Consider the following 19,253-nt stretch of genomic DNA (forward strand, 5'->3'; position numbering starts at 1 on the left):
GTGAGGGCTTTATGGAGTTCGGCATTTGTTTCAAAGGCGACATCTCGCCAAAACGAACCGTGGCGCTGGTCAAACAGGCAGAGGTCGCCGGGTTCACCTACAGTTGGTTCTACGACAGCCACATCCTGTGGCGCTCGCCATACGTCACGATGGCGATGTGTATGGAACACACCGACAATATGCGCTTCGGCCCATGCGTGACCAATCCCGGCGTGCGCGACTGGTCGGAAGCGGCCAGCATCTTCGCGACGCTCAACATCCAGAGCGGCAACCGGTTCGAGGTCGGGCTCGGGCGCGGCGACAGCTCGATGCGCGTGCTGGGCCGCAAGCCCAACACCGTCGAGCGCATGGTGCAGTTCGCCCACGCCGTCAAAGGCATGGTGCGCGGCGATGCCATCCAGTACGAGGAAGACCTCGCCGAGGTGCAGTTCCCGTGGGCCAACGGCTACGAGATGCCGGTGTGGATCGCGGCGTACGGCCCCAAGGCGCTCGGCGGCGCAGGCGAGGCCGGCGACGGCCTGATCATCCAACTTGCCGACCCGGGCCTGTGCACGTGGTTCATCGGTCAGGCAAAGGACGCGGGCGCAAAGGCAGGGCGCGATATGTCGTCGTACCGCGTGCTGAGCGCCGCGCCGGTGTGGGTCGGTGATCACAAGAAGGGCATCGAGCAGACGCGCTGGTTCCCGGCGATGGTGGGCAACCACGTCGCGGACATCGTCGAGAAGTACGGCAAGAACGACCCCAACATCCCCGCCAGCTTGACGAGCTACATCGAGGGCCGCAAGGGTTACAACTATAAGGAACACGCCAGCAAAGACGCCGACCATCTCGGCTTTATCACCGAGGACGTGATCGAGAGTTTCGGCATCATCGGCACGCCGGAGCAGCACGTCGAGAAGCTCAAGGCGCTCGAAGCCGTCGGCGTGACTCAGTTCACGATCTACCTGATGTGCGGCGAGGAAGAGCGCATCGTGGCCGAGTACGGCGAGCATGTCATACCGCACTTTCAGTAGGAAGGAGTCAGGAATCAGTTGTCAGTAGTCAGAAGACGCAGTGCGTTGTCCTGCCTTCTGACGACTGAAATCTGGTTACTGACTACTGAAATCTGACACCTGATTACTCTCCGAAGGAGATAACTATGGGTACTCTGTTCAAGAACGGAACGGTCATTACGGCCAGCGACATGGTCAAGGCGGACGTGCTGGTCGAAGGCTCGACCATCAGTACGCTCGGGCGCGACATCAACCCCGAGGGCCACGAAGTCGTGGACTGCACCGGCAAGTACCTGCTGCCCGGCGGCATCGATGTACACACGCATCTGGAACTGCCGTTCGGCGGCACGGTCAGCAACGACGACTTTGACACCGGCCACAAGGCAGCGGCCTTCGGCGGCACGACCGCGCACATCGACTTCGTGATTCAGCCCAAGGGCGGATCGCTGCATGACGGGCTCGACGCGTGGCGCAAGAAGGCATCGGTCGCACAGATCGACTACGGCTTCCATTTGGCCGTGACCGATCTGCGGCCCGAGGTGCTGGACGAGATTCCCTCGCTGGTGCAGGAGGGCGTGACCAGCCTGAAGCTGTTCATGGCCTACAAGAACGTGTTCCAGATCGACGACGCCACGCTGTTCAAGACGATGGAAGTGGCGGCCAAGCACGGCATGATTGTGATGGTGCACGCCGAGAACGGCGACGTCGAAGCGAGCCTGACGCCGCGCCTGCTGGCCGAAGGCAAGACCGCGCCGTATCACCACTACTTGTCTCGCCCGCGCGAGATCGAGGGCGAGGCGACCAACCGCGCCGTCGTGATGTCCGGCATGACCGGATGCCCCCTGTACGTCGTGCACATGACGTGCGAGCCGGCGATTCAAGCCTTGCAGCGCGGACGTGCCGCCGGTGCGCCGGTGATGGGCGAGAGCTGCACGCAGTACTTCTTCCTGACCGCCGAAAAGCACCTCGGCGCGCCGGGGTTCGAGGGCGCCAAGTACATCTGTTCGCCGCCGATCCGCACCGAGTATGACCACGGCGTACTGTGGCAGGCGATCCGCGACGGGACGCTCCAGCATATCAGCACCGACCACTGCAACTTCTGGTTCGAGGGCGGCAAGGGGCCGTGGCAGGACTGGGCGCAGAAGCACAACGGTGGCAACTGGGTCGAGTTCGAGGCGCAGGACCCGTCGTATCGCCGCCCGGGCAAGGAGCTTGGCAAGGGCAATTTCGCCAAGATCCCCAACGGCATGCCCGGCCTCGAAGAGCGCATGATGGTGATCTGGGAGCACGGCGTCAACAAGGGGCGCATCTCGCCGCAGCGGTTTGTCGAGCTGATGTGCACCAACCCGGCCAAGATCTTCGGCATGTACCCGAAGAAGGGCACGATCAGCGTCGGGGCGGATGCCGACATCGTGGTGTGGGACCCGAACCACAAGCACGTGCTGTCGGTCGAGACGACGCACATGCGCACCGACTACATCGTGTACGAAGGCATGGAGATCACCGGCAAGCCCGTCAAGGTCTATCAGCGCGGGATCAAGCTGGTCGACGGCGAGCAGTGGCTGGGCCACAACGGCGGCGGGCAGTTCATCCACCGCCAGCCCAACGCGCCGGTGCTTTAGAGTCAGAGCGGCACGAACGCCGCGGGGCGGTCCCAACAAGACCTCACCCCCGGCCCGGCAGACCTCACCCCCGGCCCCTCTCCCGAGGAGAGGGGAGAAACACACGCCGGATTCGAAAGCCCCTCTCTTCGGGAGAGGGGCAGCGGAGCGTAGCGACGCGGGGTGAGGTCGGCAGCGCAGAGGGGCAGCGGAGCGCCAGCGACGCGGGGTGAGGTCGGCCGCGGAGTAGCGTTTGGGGCAAGGCATATCTGCGCAATAGACGAACGCGGAGCGGTCAGGTCGACCGCTCCGCGTTGTGTTCCGCCAACTTCGCTAGGGACGGTTAGTTCTTGCCGTTGCCCCGGCCGTTGCCATTACCGCCACCGTTGCCGTTGCCATTGTTACCGCGGTCTTCGGGTGGGCCGCCGCGGCCGTTCCCATTCCCGTTGTTGCCGCGGCCGTTGCCATTGCCGTTGTTACCGCGGTCTTCGGGCGGGCCGCCGCGACCATTGCCGTTGCCGTTGTTGGTGCGCGCTTCGGTCTCTTCCTCGTCGCCGTCGTCGTCGGTATCGATCTTGGCCTTACCCGAGAAGAACTCGCCCGGATGCAGGCCGGCATCGCGGATCACGCGGCCCCAACCGCCACCGTCGGTGAAGTCGTGGAGGAAGTCGGCGGCGTCGCCATCGGTTGCCTCTGCAAGGCGCAGCGCGATCATGATCTGACCGAACCCGAAGCCTGCGCAGTGCCAGCCGAGCACCGTTTCGTAGTGGAGATCGTAGGCCTCAGCGATGCGCTGGGCTGTCGGATGGGGATCGGCGCCAACACAGTCGGTCGGGAGGCTGTTGTCGAACGGGTCGCAGGCATCGCCGATTCCGTCGTCATCGGTGTCGAGCTGATCGGCGTTCGCCACCAGCGGGCAGTTGTCTTCAGCGTCGACTACGCCGTCTTCGTCGGTGTCGATAATGTCCGGATCGCACGCGTCGCCGATGCCATCGTCGTCGCTATCGAGCTGATCGGCGTTCGCCACCAGTGGGCAGTTGTCTTCAGCGTCGACCACGCCGTCTTCGTCAGTATCGACGATGTCCGGATCGCACGCGTCGCCGATGCCATCGTCGTCGCTGTCGAGCTGGTCGGCGTTCGCCACCTCAGGGCAGTTGTCTTCAGCGTCGACCACGCCGTCTTCGTCAGTGTCGATGATGTCCGGATCGCAGGCGTCACCGATGCCATCGTCGTCGCTGTCGAGCTGGTCGGCGTTCGCCACCTCAGGGCAGTTGTCTTCGGCGTCGACTACGCCGTCTTCGTCGGTGTCGATGATGTCCGGGTCGCAGGCATCACCGATGCCGTCGTCGTCGCTGTCGAGTTGATCGGCGTTCGCCACGTCAGGGCAGTTGTCCTCACTGTCGATGACACCGTCGCCGTCCGAATCGACGTCGTCATGGAAGTTAATTCCGAAGAACGTGCCGTCTTCAAGGAAGTAACCAGTGATCGTAATGTGATCGCCGATATTCAGTGCGGTGACATCAAATGCGCTGCCGGGCGCAATGTCAATGCCGCCGACATCGACAGAACTTAAGCTAACCGACTGTACAGTTCCGGTTAGTTCGACATAGATCGTTTCATCAGTATCCTGAGCCGCAGCGGGTACGGCCATGATCGTGACGGCCATCACTAGGCAGAGAACGATCCAGAGTGGTCGTGTGAAGGAACGCATTGGGCCTCCTAGAGTGTCAGTCTTGCACCCGTAAAACCGCCAATGGCATCCGAATGTTGCACGCGGCTTGTCAAGGCATCTTCACAATTCGCCCGTTCCTACGTACCAGCAGCGACCTGCGTACGGGAACAAGGAGCCTTAACCTACGCTTGACCTCCTCTTACAAATGCACCGCTATGTTTGAGGCTCAGTTTGAGTCAGGGGGAAGCCCGATGGACCGACCGAAGATCAAAACCCTGTTCCTGTGCACCGGCAACTCAGCACGCTCGCAGATGGCAGAAGGATTGCTGCGCTACATGGCCGGAGACCTGTTCGAGGTGTATAGCGCGGGACTCGACCCGAAGGGGCTCAACCCGTTCGCAATTCTGGCGATGGACGAACTCGGCATCGACATCCGCGGCCAACGCAGCAAGAGCCTGCGCGAGTACATGGGCTTCATGCACTTCGGCTGGGTGATCACCGTGTGTGCTAACGCCGAAGAGCACTGCCCTGCCCCGCTGTGGGCAAACGGCAACAAGGAGCACTGGCCGTTTGACGATCCTGCCGCGGGGGAAGGCTCGGACGACGCAAAGCTGGCGGCGTTCCGCACCGTGCGTGACCAGATCAAGGCGCGGCTTGTGCCGTGGATCGGCGAGGTCCGCGAACGATTCGATCAGCCGACGGAGCGTAACTAAAACAGAAACGCCCCGACGAATGCCGGGGCTTTTCTGTGTTTCAGTGGACCGCACTAGCTCGGCTGGGCGAGCGCCTCGACCAATTCTTCGAGCCGGTCGTAGGTCTCGCGCATCCCCCATTCCATGCCCGAGTTGTAGTGCCCGTCGCGGTGCTCCTTCGATTGGTACTGGACGTGGCCGCGCACGGTGGTCACGCCGTTGGCCTCATCCAGCAGCAGCGTGTTAATGTTCTGGAACTGCGGCATTGGCTCGTAGACCTCGGTCTGCACGACGCGCTCATGCGGGTCGAATTCGAGGATTTCACCGCTGAAGGCGTGCTCGCCGTGCTCCGGGCTGAATGAGACGATCCGCCACTTGCCGCCAACTCGGGCATCGGACTCGGCGTGCGTGACGGTCATCACCCGTGGGCCGTACCAGTTCTTGAAGTGCCTTGCATCGGTCATCACTTCGAACACGAGTTTGCGCGGCGCGGCCAGCCTGCGGGTGAAAACGATCTCCGTGTCGGAAGCGAATTCCAGCTTGAACGACTCGCTGTTGGTGGACATGTCGCTAGTCTCCTGTTTGGGTCGAGTTACAGCGTGGCGAGCAGTTCGGCGAGCTGGTCGAGGCACATGTTCATGCCCTCTTCCATACCCATGTCGATCACGGCCCGCAGGGCCTCCGGCGTCGGGAACACGGCAACTGCCGACATTCGCGTCTTGCCATCGCCAAGGTCCTCGAACGTGATGGTCGTCACCGAGACCGGAAGCGCCGGATTGACGTTGCCGTCGGCATCGGTGAAGGCGTCTTCATAGACAAGGCGCTCCGGCGGGACGATCTCACGGTAGGTCGCCTTGCCCCACGCCTCTTCGCCATCCGGCCCGGCCATGCAGTAGCGCCACTCGCCGCCCGGCCGCAGGTCGACGCTGCAGTGCGATAGATGCCACGGGCGCGGCGCCCACCACTGCTTGATATGCTCGGGTTGGGTGTAGGCCGCGAAGACCTTGTCGCGCGACGCGTTGAAGATGCGCTCCACAAAGAAGGTCGCTTCGGTGCTGGCGGCGGCGTTCTGACTGTTACTCATGGTCTGTGTCCCTCAATTCCCTCGATTGTAGGTCTTGCAGGTAACTGTCCAGCCGGTCGAGCCGGTCTTCCCATGCGCGTTTGTAGGCTTCGAGCCACGAGTGAACCTCGGCGAGGGGTTCAGCGTTCAGCTCGTACCAGCGGCGCTGGGCGTCCTGACGCACACGGACCAAGCCTGCCTCGCGCAAGACGCGCAGTTGTTTCGACACCCCGGGTTGGCTGATGCCGACGAGTTCCACAAGGTCGCCCACCAATCGAGGGCGCTCGCGGAGCAGATCGAGGATCAGACGGCGAGTCGGATCGGCGAGTGCTTGATACGGTGTGGTCATGTGCATCAATATACCATATTGGTTATATAACCGTCAAGGCATACGTGTCGAACAACGCATGAGAGTTTTGGCACGCTGAGGTGAACGCGAACACGGCAGTGCCGTGTCGCTACAAAAACACTCTAGATCGGCGCCCAAAGCCGGGCAGGACGCGTACAGTTCCCGCAAGTCCAGCGCGATATTCGCCACGTCTTTACCCATTCGCCTCGGCTCTCCCCCCTAACCCTTCTACCTATCCCCTCGCTTTCGCCCTTCCTTCCCCTTTCACCTTTCCCCTTTTTCTGGTGGCTGCGGTACTTGACGGATTCATCGATGGCCGTAAACTGATAGACGTACAGCCGCATCCGCCGCTGTGCTTTGACGAGACGAACAAGGACGGTTCACGTGGCAGGACGCAGCACACCCAATTGACTTGGCGCAAGCCGGGCTGGACTGCTGCTGAACGTGTTACTCCGTTCCGCGCGCTGCGGTGATTCGTCACCCAATCGCGCTCGCCGCTGCCGCCCGTGGGCGGCGGTTTGATTCTCCGCCCCACCCTTGCGCATGAGGCCCCTACTCGACCGCGCAACGGAGGACAGACGCCCATGACGGCGCTAACCATCGAACACATCACCAAGACATACGGGCCGTTGACGGTCCTCAACGATATCTCGTTTACGCTTGCGCCCGGCCAGCGCATCGGCATCGTCGGTGCGAATGGCGTCGGCAAGTCGACGCTGCTCAAAATTGTCACCGGCGAACTTGAGCCGGACGGTGGCAAGGCGGCATTGCGACCGGGCACGCGCTTAGGCTATCTGCCGCAGGAAGACAATGCGGTGCAAGGCACCATCGCGAGCCTGATCGAGCAGTCGCTCGCCGATCTGCGAACGATGGAAGCGGAGATGCGCGTGCTCGAAGCCGGCATGGGCGACCTGACTGGCGACGCCCTGAGCGACCTGCTCGACCGCTACGGCGAGCTGACCGACGCGTTCGAACGCGCGGGCGGCTGGGACGCCGAGGCGCGAGTCGGCATGGTGCTTGCCGGCCTGCGGATCGACCACCTGCCGCGCGATCGGGACATCCGATCGCTGTCGGGCGGTGAGCGTGCGCGGCTTCAACTCGCGCTGCTGCTGCTCAGCGGGCCCGACGTGCTGCTGCTGGACGAGCCGACCAACCATCTCGACGTCGACAGTATGGCGTGGCTGGAAGGCTACGTACGCGAGCTGCGCGGCGCGGTGCTGATGGTCAGCCACGACCGCACGTTCCTGAACGCGACCGTGACCTCGATCATCGAAATCGACGAATTCAGCCACCGTGCCAAGCAGTACACTGGCGACTACGACGACTACCTCAAGGCCAAAACGCGCGAACGCCTGCGCTGGGAACAGGAATACGCGGCCCAGCAGGACGAAGTCAAAGACCTGCGTATCGCGATCTCCGACGAGATCCGCGCAATGAGCCAGACCAAACCGACCAAGAAGGTCGGCGGCGACAAGTTCGCCAAGGGGTTCTTTAAGGGGCGCACCGAGATTCACCTGACGCGCAAGCTCGACAACGTCAAGGAGCGCCTCGCCCGAATCGAAGCCGACCCGATCCCGCGCCCGCCGCGCCCGCTGACGTTCCGCCCGGACTTCGATCCGCGCGCCCTGCGCGGGCAGTTCGCCATCACGATCAGCGGCGTGAGCAAGCGGTACGGGCAGCGCGCCGTGATCGACGATTTCTCGCTCAGCGTCGCGCCGGATGCACGGATCGCGATTGTCGGGCCAAACGGATCGGGCAAGTCGACGCTGCTGCGGATGATCGTCGGGGTCGAAGCGCCGGACTCGGGCGTGGTACACATCAGCCCGCAGGTTCGGATCGGCTATCTCGATCAGTTCGGGGCCGATCTTGACGACGTGCAGACGGTCGTCGAAGCGTATATCGACGGCAGCGACCTGCCCGAGCAAGCGGCCATCAGCGACCTGCTGGTGAGCGGACTGTTCCGCTATGACGAGGTACGCCGCACGGTCGGCATGCTGTCCGGCGGGCAGCGGCGCAAGCTGCAGATCGCCAAGCTCATCCGGCAGCAGGCTAACGTGCTGATCCTCGACGAGCCGACCAACACGCTCAGCTTCGACGTGCTGGAGGCGTTCGAGGACGCGCTGCGCAGCTTCCCGGGTGCGATCATCGCGGCGACTCACGATCGGCGCTTCTTGGAGGGGTTCGGCGGGACGGTGTTGGCGCTGGGCGACCGCCAACTGAGCGCGGTGCACTAGCCCGCCAAAAGATGTCAAACAAGCTGCGCTGTCAGCGTGCGTGTGCTGACAGCGCAGCTTTCGTTGTTGTGGAATGCACTGCCTCTGCTCGGTTAGACCTGCGGCAGACGCTGCATGGCAGCGTGCACTTCGGCCTCTGGATATTCGTAGTCGAACAGGCGCTGATCGAAGTATTCGGTGTAGGCGCTCATGTCGAAATGGCCGTGCCCGCACAGGTTGAACAGGATCACCTTCTTCTCGCCAGTCTCCTTGGCCGCGAGTGCCTCACGTATCGCGCCAGCGATGCCGTGCGCCGCCTCGGGCGCGGGCACGATGCCCTCGGCGCGCGCGAACGTGACACCGGCCGCGAAGGTCTCCAACTGCGCGATCGCCTGCGCCTCGATTAAGCCTTGATCGTAGAGTTCGCACACGATCGACGCCATGCCGTGGTAACGCAGCCCGCCCGCGTGAACCGGCGGCGGCACAAAGTCGTGGCCGAGCGTATACATCTTGACCAGCGGGGTCATGCCGCTGGTATCGCCAAAGTCGTACGCGTAGACGCCCTTGGTCAAGCTGGGGCACGAGGCCGGTTCGACCGCCAGAATGCGTGTACGCTTGCCTTCCTTCAGGTTCATCCGCACAAACGGCATGGCAATTCCGCTGAAGTTGCTGCCGCCACCGGTTGGCGCCACGATGACGTCGGGATACTCGCCAGCGAGTTCCATCTGCTTTAGCGCCTCTTGCCCGATCACCGTCTGGTGCATGAGGACGTGGTTGAGCACCGAGCCGAGCGCGTACTTGTACTTGCCGCCGCTGGTCGCCGCGGCTTCGACTGCTTCGCTGATGGCGATGCCGAGCGAGCCGGGGCTGTCCGGCGACGCCGCGAGGATGGCGCGTCCGGCATTCGTCTTGTCCGACGGGCTGGGCGTGACGTCGGCGCCGAACGTGCGCATCATCGCGGTACGGTACGGCTTCTGCTGGTAGCTGACCTTCACCATGTAGACATGGCACTCGAGATCGAAGAAGTTGCAGGCTTGGCTCAGGGCGGTACCCCACTGGCCGGCGCCAGTCTCGGTCGTCAGGCCAGCGATGCCTGCCCGCTTGTTGTAGAACGCCTGCGGCACCGCCGTGTTCAGCTTGTGGCTGCCGCTCGGCGATGCGCCCTCGTACTTATAGTAAATATGCGCCGGCGTCCCGAGCGCCTTTTCGAGCCGATAGGCGCGCAGCAGCGGGGTTGGCCGCCACAGCTTATAGATCTCGCGCACCTCCTCGGGGATTTCAATGTAGCGGTCCTGGCTCACCTCTTGCAGGATCAGGTCGATCGGAAACAGCGGCGCGAGGTCGTCCGGCCCCACGGGCTGATGCGTACCGGGGTGCAGCACGGGCGGCAGTGGGCGCGGCAGGTCGGCCTGAATGTTGTACCAGTGGGTCGGAATATCGGACTGCGGTAGGTCAAAACGAACAGTATCACTCATTCTCTTTCCCCTCCCTCTATTCGGCGCTTGGCACAGCGAACCGGGGTACGGTAACGCACCGTCGCGCCCCCGTGCAACAATTGCGCAGTTCTAGAACTTCTCGTATTATGAGTGTTTAATGAGTGAACGCATGGATCGCTTGCGGATGGTGGCGATGCACGTTATCTTTCCGCAGGATCGGCGCTACACAACGGAAACGCCAGTATGTCCAGCATGATCAAGAAGGCGAAGAAGACCGACACCCCACGATGAGTGCGGGCTTTTCGCGTACTTGACGACGACAAAGCTGAAACCAAACCGCCCGCACTCACGGGCGGTTTTTTTGTTTCCGTTTAAGGCACCACAGGAGATCACGATGCACCCAGTCACACCCGCCACGCTCCCGTTCGAGAGCAAGCGCAAGCAGGTCAAGAAGCCGGACACGCCGTCTGGATAGCTTCGTTTGTGCCTGCAATGTGTGACACAAACCGCCGTCCGGACTGTGAATCCGGGCGGCGGTTTTCGTTTCCGCCAGTTCTGTCAGTGACCATTTACCGAGGAAAAAGGAGCAACAACCCATGACCGCCCTGCCCGCCTGCCCGACCTGTGACGCCGCCGTACCCGTTCCGGCCGACGTCGTCGCCAACGAACTGATTAGCTGCCCGGACTGCGGCAGCGATTTGGAAGTCCTCAGCTTGAGCCCGTTGACGCTCGACCTCGCGCCGGACGTCGAAGAAGATTGGGGCGAGTAGTCATGCGAGTCGCGCTGCTCATCACCCACGTCCGCCCGGAAGAGAAGCTGCTGCTTGCGGCGTTCGACGCGCGCGGCGTCGCGCCCGACGTCATCCTCGACCGCGACCTCGTGTTCGACCTCACCGCCGGGCCGGAGCAGCTCGCCCCAAGCGGCGTGCCGTGGTCGGCGTACGATGTCGTATTCGAGCGCTGCGTGAGTACGTCGCGCGGGATGTACGCCCTCGCCGTGCTGAACAGTTGGGGCATACGCACCGTCAACGCGTACCAGACGGCCGTCACCTGCGGCGACAAGCTTCTGACGACGTTGGCGCTGGCCCGCGCGGGCATCCCGCAGCCGCAGGCGACCGTCGGATTCACGGAAGAATCGGCCATGAGCGCCATCGCCGCGGTCGGTTATCCCGCCGTCCTCAAGCCGGTGACCGGATCGTGGGGCCGTCTGCTGGCGCGCGTCAACGACCGCGACGCGGCCGAAGCCATCCTCGAACACCGCTTCACACTGGGCGACTGGACTCAACACTCGATCTACGCGCAACAGTTCGTCGAAAAGCCGGGCCGCGACATCCGCGCGTTCGTCGTCGGAAGCCGCACGATCTGCGCGGTGTACCGCACGTCGGCGCATTGGATCACGAACACGGCACGCGGCGGCACGACCAGCAGCTGCCCGGTCACCGACGAACTGGACGAGCTGTGCGTGCGCGCGGCCAATGCGGTCGGCGGCGGCATGCTGGCGCTCGACGTGTTCGAGTCGCCGGACGGGCTGGTGGTCAACGAGATCAACCACACCATGGAGTTCCGCAACTCGATCGCGCCGACCGGCGTGGACATCCCGGCGGCCATGATCGACTTCGTGCTCGCGCCGCTGACGCGGTCGGTTGCGCCCAACACGGAGGCCCCGCTGTGATCTCGGTCGGAATCGTCGGGGCGAGCGGATACACCGGCGGCGAGTTGATTCGCCTGCTGCTGGGGCATCCGCACGTCGACGTCACGCAGGTGACCAGCCGCGAGAACGCCGGCCAGTTCGTCTACGCCGCGCATCCCCACCTGCGCGGCGGCACACCGCTGCGCTTCATTCATCCGGACGCGCTCGAGCCGTGCGACGTGTTGTTTCTGTGCCTTCCGCACGGCGTCGCCAGCCGCGAGATCGACCGATACGCCGCGCTCGCGCCGACACTCATCGACCTGTCCGCTGATTTCCGGCTGCGCGATCTGTCGCTGTACGAACGCGTGTACGGTGGAGCGCACGCCGCGCCGCGGTGGGTCGACCGATTCGTGTACGGCCTGCCCGAGGTCAACCGCGAGGCGCTGCGCGGCGCGTCGTACGCCAGCGGTGTCGGCTGCAACGCCACTACGGTCAACCTCGCCCTGCTGCCGCTCGTACGTGCTGGACTGCTCGCCCGTGCCAGCGCCGAAGTGAAGGTCGGGTCGTCGGAAGGAGGCGCGGAGGTGAATGACGGGTCGCATCATCCGATTCGCAGCGGCGCGGTGCGGGCGTACAAGGCCACCGGCCACCGTCACCATGCCGAGGTGACGCAAATTCTAGGCGACGTGCCGGTGCGGTTCGCGGTCACGGCAATCGAGATGGTGCGCGGCGTGCATGTCACGGCGCACGTCGACCTCACGCGGCCAATCACCGACAAAGACCTGTGGGCGGCCTATCGCGGCGCGTACGGCAGCGAGCCGTTCATCCGGCTTGTGGCGGCGAAATCCGGTCTGCATCGCCTCCCCGAACCCCGCCTTGTCGCCGGGACGAACTATTGCGACATCGGCTGGGAACTGGACGCGGACGATCCGACCCACGTGGTGATCGTGGCGGCGCTCGACAATTTGGGCAAAGGCGCGGCCGGCAGCGCAATTCAGTGCATGAACCTCATGCGCGGCTTCGACGAGCGCGACGGCCTGCGCTTGTTTGCCGCCTATCCATGAGGAACCAGTTTTCAGGAATCAGTCGTCAGAGAGAGTCCGTGCGTCGGTATGTAGGGGCGACCCGCTGGGTCGCCCGCAGGCGCCATTCCCAACCCTATCGTAGGCACACGGCATGCCGTGTCCGCCGGCAGCATCACCGTTCCGCAAGGGTGGCCCGCTGGGTCACCCACCAAACCATGTCCGTGCGAATGATCTTGACTTTACACAACGCATTGTCCTTCTCTCCTCTCCCCTTGAGGGAGAGGGGCCGGGGGTGAGGGGTAACCACATCACATGAACGACCTTCTCGTGATCAAAGTCGGCGGAGCATCAGGTCTCGACCTTGACGCATGCGCCCGCGACATCGCGGCGATCGCGGCGGAGCGACCCGTCATGCTGGTGCATGGCGTGAGTGCTGCGCTCGATGCTCTGTGCGCCGAGCGAGGCGTGCCGGTGCGCACACTGACATCGCCCTCAGGCCACGCCTCGCGTTACACCGACGCGGCAACACGCGACCTGTACGTCGAGGCGGCCAGCATCGTCGGGCGCACGTGGGCCGACGCGCTGGCCCGACACGGCGCGCAGGCAAAGGTTGCCGTCCCGGCGGTCACGGCCGAGCGCAAGGACGCTGTGCGGGCGGTGATCGATGGCCGCGTACGCATTGTGCGCGACGACTACACCGGCAGCATCACCGGCGCTGAAACGAGTGCGCTTAGTGATCTGCTGAACCTAGGCGCCGTTCCCGTCGTCCCGCCGATTGCTACCAGCACCGACGGACTGCTCAACGTCGACGGCGACCGTGCCGCCGCGGCGCTAGCCTCGGCGCTCGGTGCACACACCCTGCTGATCCTGAGCAACGTGCGCGGGCTGTATCGGGACGCTGCCGATCCGGACTCGCTGGTGACGCAGGTCCCGCCGCAGGCGATGTCGCAGGCGTTGGAGTGGGCGGCAGGCCGCATGAAGCGCAAGGTCATCGCCGCGCAGGAAGCGTTGGCTGGCCGCGTCGCGCGGGTCGTGATCGGCGATGGACGGCGCGAGACGCCGGTGCGCGATGGTTTGGCCGGTGTCGGCACCGTGTTCAGCGCCGCACATGACGGAGTGGAGGTCTAGGCCCATGAACGATGCAGTCACGTCGACAGCAGCGGCGATCGAAGACCGCTTTACGTCCGGCGCGTACACGAAGCGCCCGCTGACGCTGGTGCGCGGTCAAGGCAGCACCGTCTGGGACGACGCCGGCAGCACGTACCTCGATCTCACCAGCGGGCAGGGCGTGGCGCTGCTCGGCCATGCGCATCCGGCGGTCGCGTCGGCGGTCAGTGATCAGGCGTCGACGTTGATCACGTGTGCCGAGGCGTTCTACAACGACCGCCGCGCCGAGCTGTACGCCCTGCTCAACGACGTGCTGAACGATGACACAGCGGATGCGGCAGGGGATTGGCGCTTCTTCCTGTGCAACAGCGGCGCCGAGGCCAACGAAGCGGCGCTCAAGGCTGCACGCCTGCTGACCGGGCGCAGCGGGATCGTCGCCGCCAAGCGCGGGTTCCACGGGCGGACGCTGGGCGCTCTGGGTGCGACGTTCAACCCGGACTACCGCAGCCCGTTCGCCGGGTGGACGCCGGATGTAACACACATCGCATACAACGACGTCGCGGCGGCTGACGCCGCGATCACCGATCAGACCGCCGCCGTGCTGATCGAAGCCGTTCAAGGCGAAGGCGGTGTGCATCTGGCCGACGCGGAATGGCTGCGCACGATCCGGCACCTTTGCACCGAGCGCGGCGCGCTGCTGATCGTCGACGAGGTGCAGTCGGGTTTGGGGCGCTGCGGACGCTGGTTCGCCTATCAGCACGCGGACATCACGCCGGACGTCGTGACGCTTGGCAAGGGCATCGCCGGCGGCGTGCCGATGGGGGCAGCGGCATGGCGCGCGGAACTCGGCACCATTCCGTCTGCGACGCATGGCAGCACCTTCGGCGGCAATCCGCTGGCGTGCGCGGCGGCCACTGCCGCCATCGGCGCGCTGCGTGAGATCGAGGCGCCGGCGCGGGCCGACCGCCTCGGCGCATGGGCGCGCGAGTGGCTGACCGCGCGTGACATCCCCGGCGTGCGTGAGGTGCGCGGCGCGGGGCTGATGATCGGAATCGAGCTGCGGACGCGCGTCACACCGGTGCTGCAAGCCTTGCAGGCGCGCGGCGTGCTGGCGCTCCCGGCAGGCAAGACCGTCCTGCGCCTCCTCCCGCCGCTGGTGATCGACCAGTCCGAACTCGAGTTCGCGTTGGCGCAGGTTGAGGCGGTGCTGCGTGAGCTCGCTTGATTCTGGGGTCGAGCTGCTGGAGTCGTTGGTGCGGATTCCGTCGATCTCCGGCGAAGAGAACGCCGCAAGCGCGCACCTCGTCGCCTGGATGGACCAGCACGGCGCGTCGCGCGCCTTCGTCGACGATGCCGGGAATGCCGTCGGAATCTGGGGCCGCGGCCCGCGCCAGATCGTCTTGCTCGGGCACATCGACACCGTCGGCGGGTTTCCCGACGTGCGCCGCGAGGGCGAACTGCTCTATGGGCGCGGCACGGTCGACGCGAAGGGTCCGCTGTGCGCGTTTGCGGCCGCGGCGAGCATGGCGACCGTGCCGGAGGGCTGGCAGGTCGTCGTGATCGGCGCGGTCGAGGAAGAGTGCCCGACCAGCGCCGGTGCGCACTACGCGATCGGGCAGTATGCGCCCGAGCTGTGCGTGATCGGCGAACCGTCGCGGTGGGATCGGCTGACACTGGGCTACAAGGGCCGGCTGATCGCAGACGCCACGCTGGCCCGATCAAACGCCCATAGCGCCGGCCAATCCGCGACCACCGCCGAAGCCGCATTCACGGTATGGCGTGCGGTGTCCGACTATGCGAACCGGCTCAATGACGGCCACACGCGCGTGTTCGACCAGTTGGACGCTTCGCTCACGCGGATCAACACGGCCGACGACGGCTTGACGCAATCGGCCGCCATGACGTTCGGATTTCGCTTGCCGCCAACCGTCGATCCTCAGGCGCTCGAACACGATATCCGCGACCTTGTGACGACATCTGCGCCGCACGGCACCACAATTCAAATGCGATTCACGTCGCACACGCCGGCCTTCGCCGCCGAACGCGACAACGTGCTCTCGCGGCTGTTTCGCGGCGCGATCCGCGCCGAAGGCGGCACACCAGCCTTTGTGATGAAGACCGGCACCAGCGACATGAACCTCGCCGGTCCGGCGTGGGCCTGCCCGATCCTGGCCTACGGCCCCGGCGACTCAGCACTGGATCACACGCCCGACGAGCACATCGACCTCGATGAATACCGCCGTTCGATTCGCATCCTGACGCGTGTACTCAACGCGCTTCCGCTCGAACCCGCAACCCAGCCCTCAACGGAGACTCCGCATGCCCTTTGACCGTTTCGCTATCATTGAAAGCACGCTCCGCGAGGGCGAGCAGTTTAGCACCGCGACCTTCACGACCGCGCAGAAGATCGAGATCGCCACCATGCTGGATGACTTCGGCGTCGAGATGATCGAGATGACATCGCCGGTCGCCAGCCCGCAAAGCGCCGCAGACGTGCGCGCCGTGGTCGGGCTTGGGTTGAATGCCCGCATCCTCACCCACATCCGCTGCAAGCGCGAGGATGCCATGCAGGCGCTCGAAACCGGCGTGCACGGCGTCGATATCGTGATCGGGACGTCACCGCAGTTGATGCAGCACAGCCACGGCAAGTCCGTGCGCCAGATCATCGACTCGGCGCTGGACGTGCTTACATTTGTGCGGGAGCAGAAGCCCGACGTCATCCTGCGCTTCAGCACTGAGGACAGTTTCCGCAGCAAAGAATCGGATCTGCTGCGCGTGTATCTGGCGGTTGCCGACAGCGGACTCGTAGATCGGCTTGGCGTCGCCGACACGGTCGGGATTGCCACACCCAGCCGCACGTTCGAACTGGTGCATCAGTTGGTGCGATTGACCGGACTCGACATCGAGTTCCACGGCCACAACGACTCGTGCTGCGCGGTCGCCAACGCCACGGCGGCGCTCGAAGCCGGCGCGACTCACATCGACACGACCATTCTCGGCATCGGCGAACGCAACGGCATTACCCCGCTGGGCGGGCTGATCGCCCGCTTGTACACGCTCAACCGCGACTATGTCGCCAAGTACAACCTGCCGCTGCTGCCGCAGTTGGACGCGCTGATCAGCCGCTTGTGTGATCTGCCGATCCCATTCAACAACACGATCACCGGCAGCAGCGCGTTCATCCACAAGGCCGGTATCCACGCCAAAGCGGTATTGGCCGACCCGACAACCTACGAGGCCATCAATCCCGGAGATTTCGGCTTGAGCCGCGAGATTGCCATCGGCCATCGGCTGACCGGCTGGAACGCCATCCGTGACCGGGCGGCAGTACTGGGCTTGGCGATCGACGACGCGACGATTCAGGACGTCACACGGGTCATCAAGGCGCGCGCCGACGAGCGCCCGATGACGGGCGCGGAGATTGACGCGCTGCTGCGCGAGGCGGCAGGAGCAACCCTCACCCCCGGCCCCTCTCCCTCAGGGGGAGAGGGGGAGAGAGCTTCGCGTGTACCTGACTTTCCGGAAGGCTATTCCTCAAGTGAGAAACCTGAGCGCACCTTTTCACACAACGCAGATTTATCTCCAGATTGTGAGCCTAATCCCCCTCTCCCTGATGACCAGCGGGAACACCGAAGGTCGGGAGAGGGGCTAGGGGTGAGGGTCAACGGGGTGAGGGCTTGAGCATGCACACCTTCGCTGAGAAAGCCCTTGCCCACGCCGCAGGTGTCTCGAGCGTCAGTGCGGGCGACGTGCTCGATATCCGGCCCGATGTCGTGTTCAGCCACGACAACAGCGCCGCGATCCTGCGCATCTTCAACCAGATCGGCGCGCCGGCCGTAGTACGGCCTGAGCGCATCGCGATTACGCTCGACCACGCCGTGCCGGCGCCGACCACCGCTCACGCGCAGAACCACGCCGATATCCGCGCTTTCACGGCGCAGCACGGCATCCGGTTGTTCGAGATCGGGCGCGGCATCTGCCACCAAGTCTTGAGCGAGGAAGCCATCGTGCTCCCCGGCGAGGTCGTGTTGGGGGCGGACAGCCACACTACGCATTTCGGATGGCTCGGGGCGTTCGGCATGGGGATTGGGCGCACCGAAGTCGCCGCGTTGTGGGCGACCGGCACCCTTTGGATTCGCGTGCCCGAGACGCTCCAGATCACGTTGACGGGCCGCATCCCCGGCGGGGTCACCGCCAAAGACATCGCGCTGGCGATCCTCGGCCGGTGGACGGTTGAAGGAGCGGACTACCGTGCGGTCGAGTTCGCTGGCGATGCGCTGGCCGACATCCCGCTGGACGACCGCCCCGTATTGCCCAACATGATGAGCGAGTTCGGCGCGATCAGCGCGTACATGCCGCCGGATCAGACCGTGCTCGACTACGCGGCGTCACGCGCCTCTCGAACGTTCACGCCGCTGTACCCGGATGCGGGCGCGACGTACAGCGAGCGGGTGACGGTCGATGTCTCCGCGCTGGAGCCGCTGATCGCCCTGCCCGACCAACCCGACCGCGTCGCGCCACTCTCGCAAGTCGTAGGCACACCGATTCAGCAGGCTTTCGTCGGTACGTGCACCGGCGGGCGCTACAGCGACCTCGCGGCGGCGGCGGCGGTTGTGCGAGGGCGGAAAGTGCGTTCGCGCCTGATCGTCATCCCGGCCAGCGCACAAGTGCTCAGCCGGGCGATGCGCACCGGCGTGCTGCAGGACTTGATCGACGCGGGTGCTGCGCTCGGGACACCCGGATGCGGGCCGTGTATGGGCAATCACCTCGGCGTGCCCGCGCCGGACGAGGCGACAATCAGCACGGGAAGCCGCAACTTCAAGGGCCGGATGGGTACGGCGGGCGCACCCGTGTATCTTGCCAACGCGGCGGTCGTGGCGGCCAGTGCGGTCGCCGGGCACATCATCAGCCCGGAGGCGGTAGTGAGCGGCGGACTGCGCCCCGCGGAGGAACCGGCATGAGCGCGCATCGGGTGTGGGTCTACGGCGACAACGTCAACACTGACCTGATCTTCCCCGGCAAGTACACCTATACGCTGCGCACCGATGCCGAAATCCGGGCAAAGGCGCTGGAAGACCTCGATCCGGGGTTCGCTTCGGCTGTACAACCCGGCGACGTGATCGTCGCAGGGCGCAACTGGGGCTGTGGCTCAAGCCGCGAGCAGGCCGTGACGTCGCTGCGCTTGTGCGGCGTGCCAGCCATCATCGCCGGCTCGTTCGGCGGGCTGTACTTCCGCAACTGCATCAATCAAGGCGTGCACCCGATCGTGCTTCCGGAGATCGCCGGCCTCGTCCGCACAGGCGACACAATCGAGATCGACCACGAGGCCGGGGTCGTGCGTGCGGCCGGCCGCGAGTTTGTTATTCCGCCGCTGCCCGACAGCGTACACGCAATCCTTGACGCTGGCGGGCTGCTGCCCATGCTACAGGCGCGGTTCAGCGCTGTCTGAATCAACAGCGCCCCGGATGGACTT

At 64.7% G+C, this 19,253-nt stretch carries 18 protein-coding genes; 13 read left to right on the plus strand and 5 right to left on the minus strand.

The window, feature by feature from the left end; genetic code table 11:
- Positions 1 to 11: 11 nt before the first annotated feature.
- Positions 12 to 1,013: a TIGR03842 family LLM class F420-dependent oxidoreductase gene (locus tag IPM16_12015; GenBank protein MBK9123828.1), complete on the plus strand. Its 1,002-nt coding sequence runs from the start codon at positions 12 to 14 to the stop codon at positions 1,011 to 1,013.
- A gap of 125 nt (positions 1,014 to 1,138) precedes the next feature.
- Complete coding sequence (gene hydA / locus IPM16_12020) at positions 1,139 to 2,614, plus strand: dihydropyrimidinase (GenBank protein MBK9123829.1); 1,476 nt, start codon at positions 1,139 to 1,141, stop codon at positions 2,612 to 2,614.
- Positions 2,615 to 2,936: 322 nt separating this feature from the next.
- Here the strand turns inward: hydA and IPM16_12025 are convergent, their stop codons facing one another.
- Positions 2,937 to 4,304 carry a thrombospondin type 3 repeat-containing protein gene (locus IPM16_12025; protein MBK9123830.1) on the minus strand — a complete coding sequence of 456 codons (1,368 nt, stop codon included), beginning with the start codon at positions 4,302 to 4,304 and terminating at the stop codon, positions 2,937 to 2,939.
- A gap of 212 nt (positions 4,305 to 4,516) precedes the next feature.
- Between IPM16_12025 and IPM16_12030 the strand changes: the two genes are divergently transcribed.
- Positions 4,517 to 4,978, plus strand: coding sequence for an arsenate reductase ArsC (locus tag IPM16_12030; GenBank protein MBK9123831.1), 462 nt, complete (start codon positions 4,517 to 4,519; stop codon positions 4,976 to 4,978).
- A 53-nt stretch (positions 4,979 to 5,031) separates the two neighbouring features.
- On the opposite strand, the gene IPM16_12035 is transcribed toward IPM16_12030, so the two are convergent.
- From IPM16_12035 to IPM16_12045, 3 genes are read right to left on the minus strand one after another with little or no spacing between them, the layout of a single operon-like run.
- Positions 5,032 to 5,523 carry an SRPBCC family protein gene (locus IPM16_12035; GenBank protein ID MBK9123832.1) on the minus strand — a complete coding sequence of 164 codons (492 nt, stop codon included), beginning with the start codon at positions 5,521 to 5,523 and terminating at the stop codon, positions 5,032 to 5,034.
- Positions 5,524 to 5,549: 26 nt separating this feature from the next.
- Positions 5,550 to 6,041, minus strand: a complete 492-nt coding sequence (locus tag IPM16_12040; protein ID MBK9123833.1) for an SRPBCC family protein — start codon at positions 6,039 to 6,041, stop codon at positions 5,550 to 5,552.
- The gene (locus IPM16_12045) at positions 6,034 to 6,369 is read right to left on the minus strand and encodes a winged helix-turn-helix transcriptional regulator (protein ID MBK9123834.1); all 336 of its coding nucleotides are present in this window, start codon (positions 6,367 to 6,369) and stop codon (positions 6,034 to 6,036) included. The genes IPM16_12040 and IPM16_12045 overlap by 8 nt, the downstream gene beginning before the upstream one ends.
- Before the next feature lie 584 nt (positions 6,370 to 6,953).
- Here IPM16_12045 and IPM16_12050 point away from each other — a divergent pair.
- Positions 6,954 to 8,603, plus strand: a complete 1,650-nt coding sequence (locus IPM16_12050) for an ABC-F family ATP-binding cassette domain-containing protein (GenBank protein MBK9123835.1) — start codon at positions 6,954 to 6,956, stop codon at positions 8,601 to 8,603.
- 92 nt (positions 8,604 to 8,695) lie between these two features.
- Here the strand turns inward: IPM16_12050 and IPM16_12055 are convergent, their stop codons facing one another.
- Positions 8,696 to 10,057 carry a TrpB-like pyridoxal phosphate-dependent enzyme gene (locus tag IPM16_12055; protein MBK9123836.1) on the minus strand — a complete coding sequence of 454 codons (1,362 nt, stop codon included), beginning with the start codon at positions 10,055 to 10,057 and terminating at the stop codon, positions 8,696 to 8,698.
- Between the two features lie 557 nt (positions 10,058 to 10,614).
- Here IPM16_12055 and IPM16_12060 point away from each other — a divergent pair.
- The 9 genes from IPM16_12060 to IPM16_12100 all read left to right on the plus strand — a co-directional run bounded on the left by IPM16_12060 (position 10,615) and on the right by IPM16_12100 (position 19,229).
- A complete protein-coding gene (locus tag IPM16_12060; GenBank protein MBK9123837.1) occupies positions 10,615 to 10,788 on the plus strand; it encodes a lysine biosynthesis protein LysW in 174 nt (57 codons plus the stop codon).
- Positions 10,789 to 10,790: 2 nt separating this feature from the next.
- Complete coding sequence (gene lysX, locus IPM16_12065; protein MBK9123838.1) at positions 10,791 to 11,690, plus strand: lysine biosynthesis protein LysX; 900 nt, start codon at positions 10,791 to 10,793, stop codon at positions 11,688 to 11,690.
- The gene (locus IPM16_12070; GenBank protein MBK9123839.1) at positions 11,687 to 12,712 is read left to right on the plus strand and encodes an N-acetyl-gamma-glutamyl-phosphate reductase; all 1,026 of its coding nucleotides are present in this window, start codon (positions 11,687 to 11,689) and stop codon (positions 12,710 to 12,712) included. Before lysX ends, IPM16_12070 begins: the two co-directional genes overlap by 4 nt.
- A gap of 273 nt (positions 12,713 to 12,985) precedes the next feature.
- Entirely contained in the window at positions 12,986 to 13,801 is an 816-nt protein-coding gene (locus IPM16_12075) for a [LysW]-aminoadipate kinase (GenBank protein MBK9123840.1), read from the plus strand.
- Between the two features lie 4 nt (positions 13,802 to 13,805).
- On the plus strand, positions 13,806 to 15,005 hold the full coding sequence (locus tag IPM16_12080; protein MBK9123841.1) for an aspartate aminotransferase family protein: 1,200 nt from the start codon (positions 13,806 to 13,808) through the stop codon (positions 15,003 to 15,005).
- Positions 14,992 to 16,110 (plus strand): [LysW]-lysine hydrolase, encoded by a 1,119-nt coding sequence (locus IPM16_12085; protein ID MBK9123842.1) that lies wholly within the window; start codon positions 14,992 to 14,994, stop codon positions 16,108 to 16,110. The genes IPM16_12080 and IPM16_12085 overlap by 14 nt, the downstream gene beginning before the upstream one ends.
- Positions 16,100 to 17,461, plus strand: coding sequence for a homocitrate synthase (gene lysS, locus IPM16_12090; protein ID MBK9123843.1), 1,362 nt, complete (start codon positions 16,100 to 16,102; stop codon positions 17,459 to 17,461). Before IPM16_12085 ends, lysS begins: the two co-directional genes overlap by 11 nt.
- A 2-nt stretch (positions 17,462 to 17,463) precedes the next feature.
- The gene (locus tag IPM16_12095; protein MBK9123844.1) at positions 17,464 to 18,741 is read left to right on the plus strand and encodes a 3-isopropylmalate dehydratase large subunit; all 1,278 of its coding nucleotides are present in this window, start codon (positions 17,464 to 17,466) and stop codon (positions 18,739 to 18,741) included.
- On the plus strand, positions 18,738 to 19,229 hold the full coding sequence (locus tag IPM16_12100) for a 3-isopropylmalate dehydratase (GenBank protein ID MBK9123845.1): 492 nt from the start codon (positions 18,738 to 18,740) through the stop codon (positions 19,227 to 19,229). Before IPM16_12095 ends, IPM16_12100 begins: the two co-directional genes overlap by 4 nt.
- The last annotated feature ends 24 nt before the right edge of the window (positions 19,230 to 19,253 follow it).

Source organism: Candidatus Flexicrinis affinis (genome assembly GCA_016716525.1).
GTDB classification, from domain to species: domain Bacteria; phylum Chloroflexota; class Anaerolineae; order Aggregatilineales; family Phototrophicaceae; genus Flexicrinis; species Flexicrinis affinis.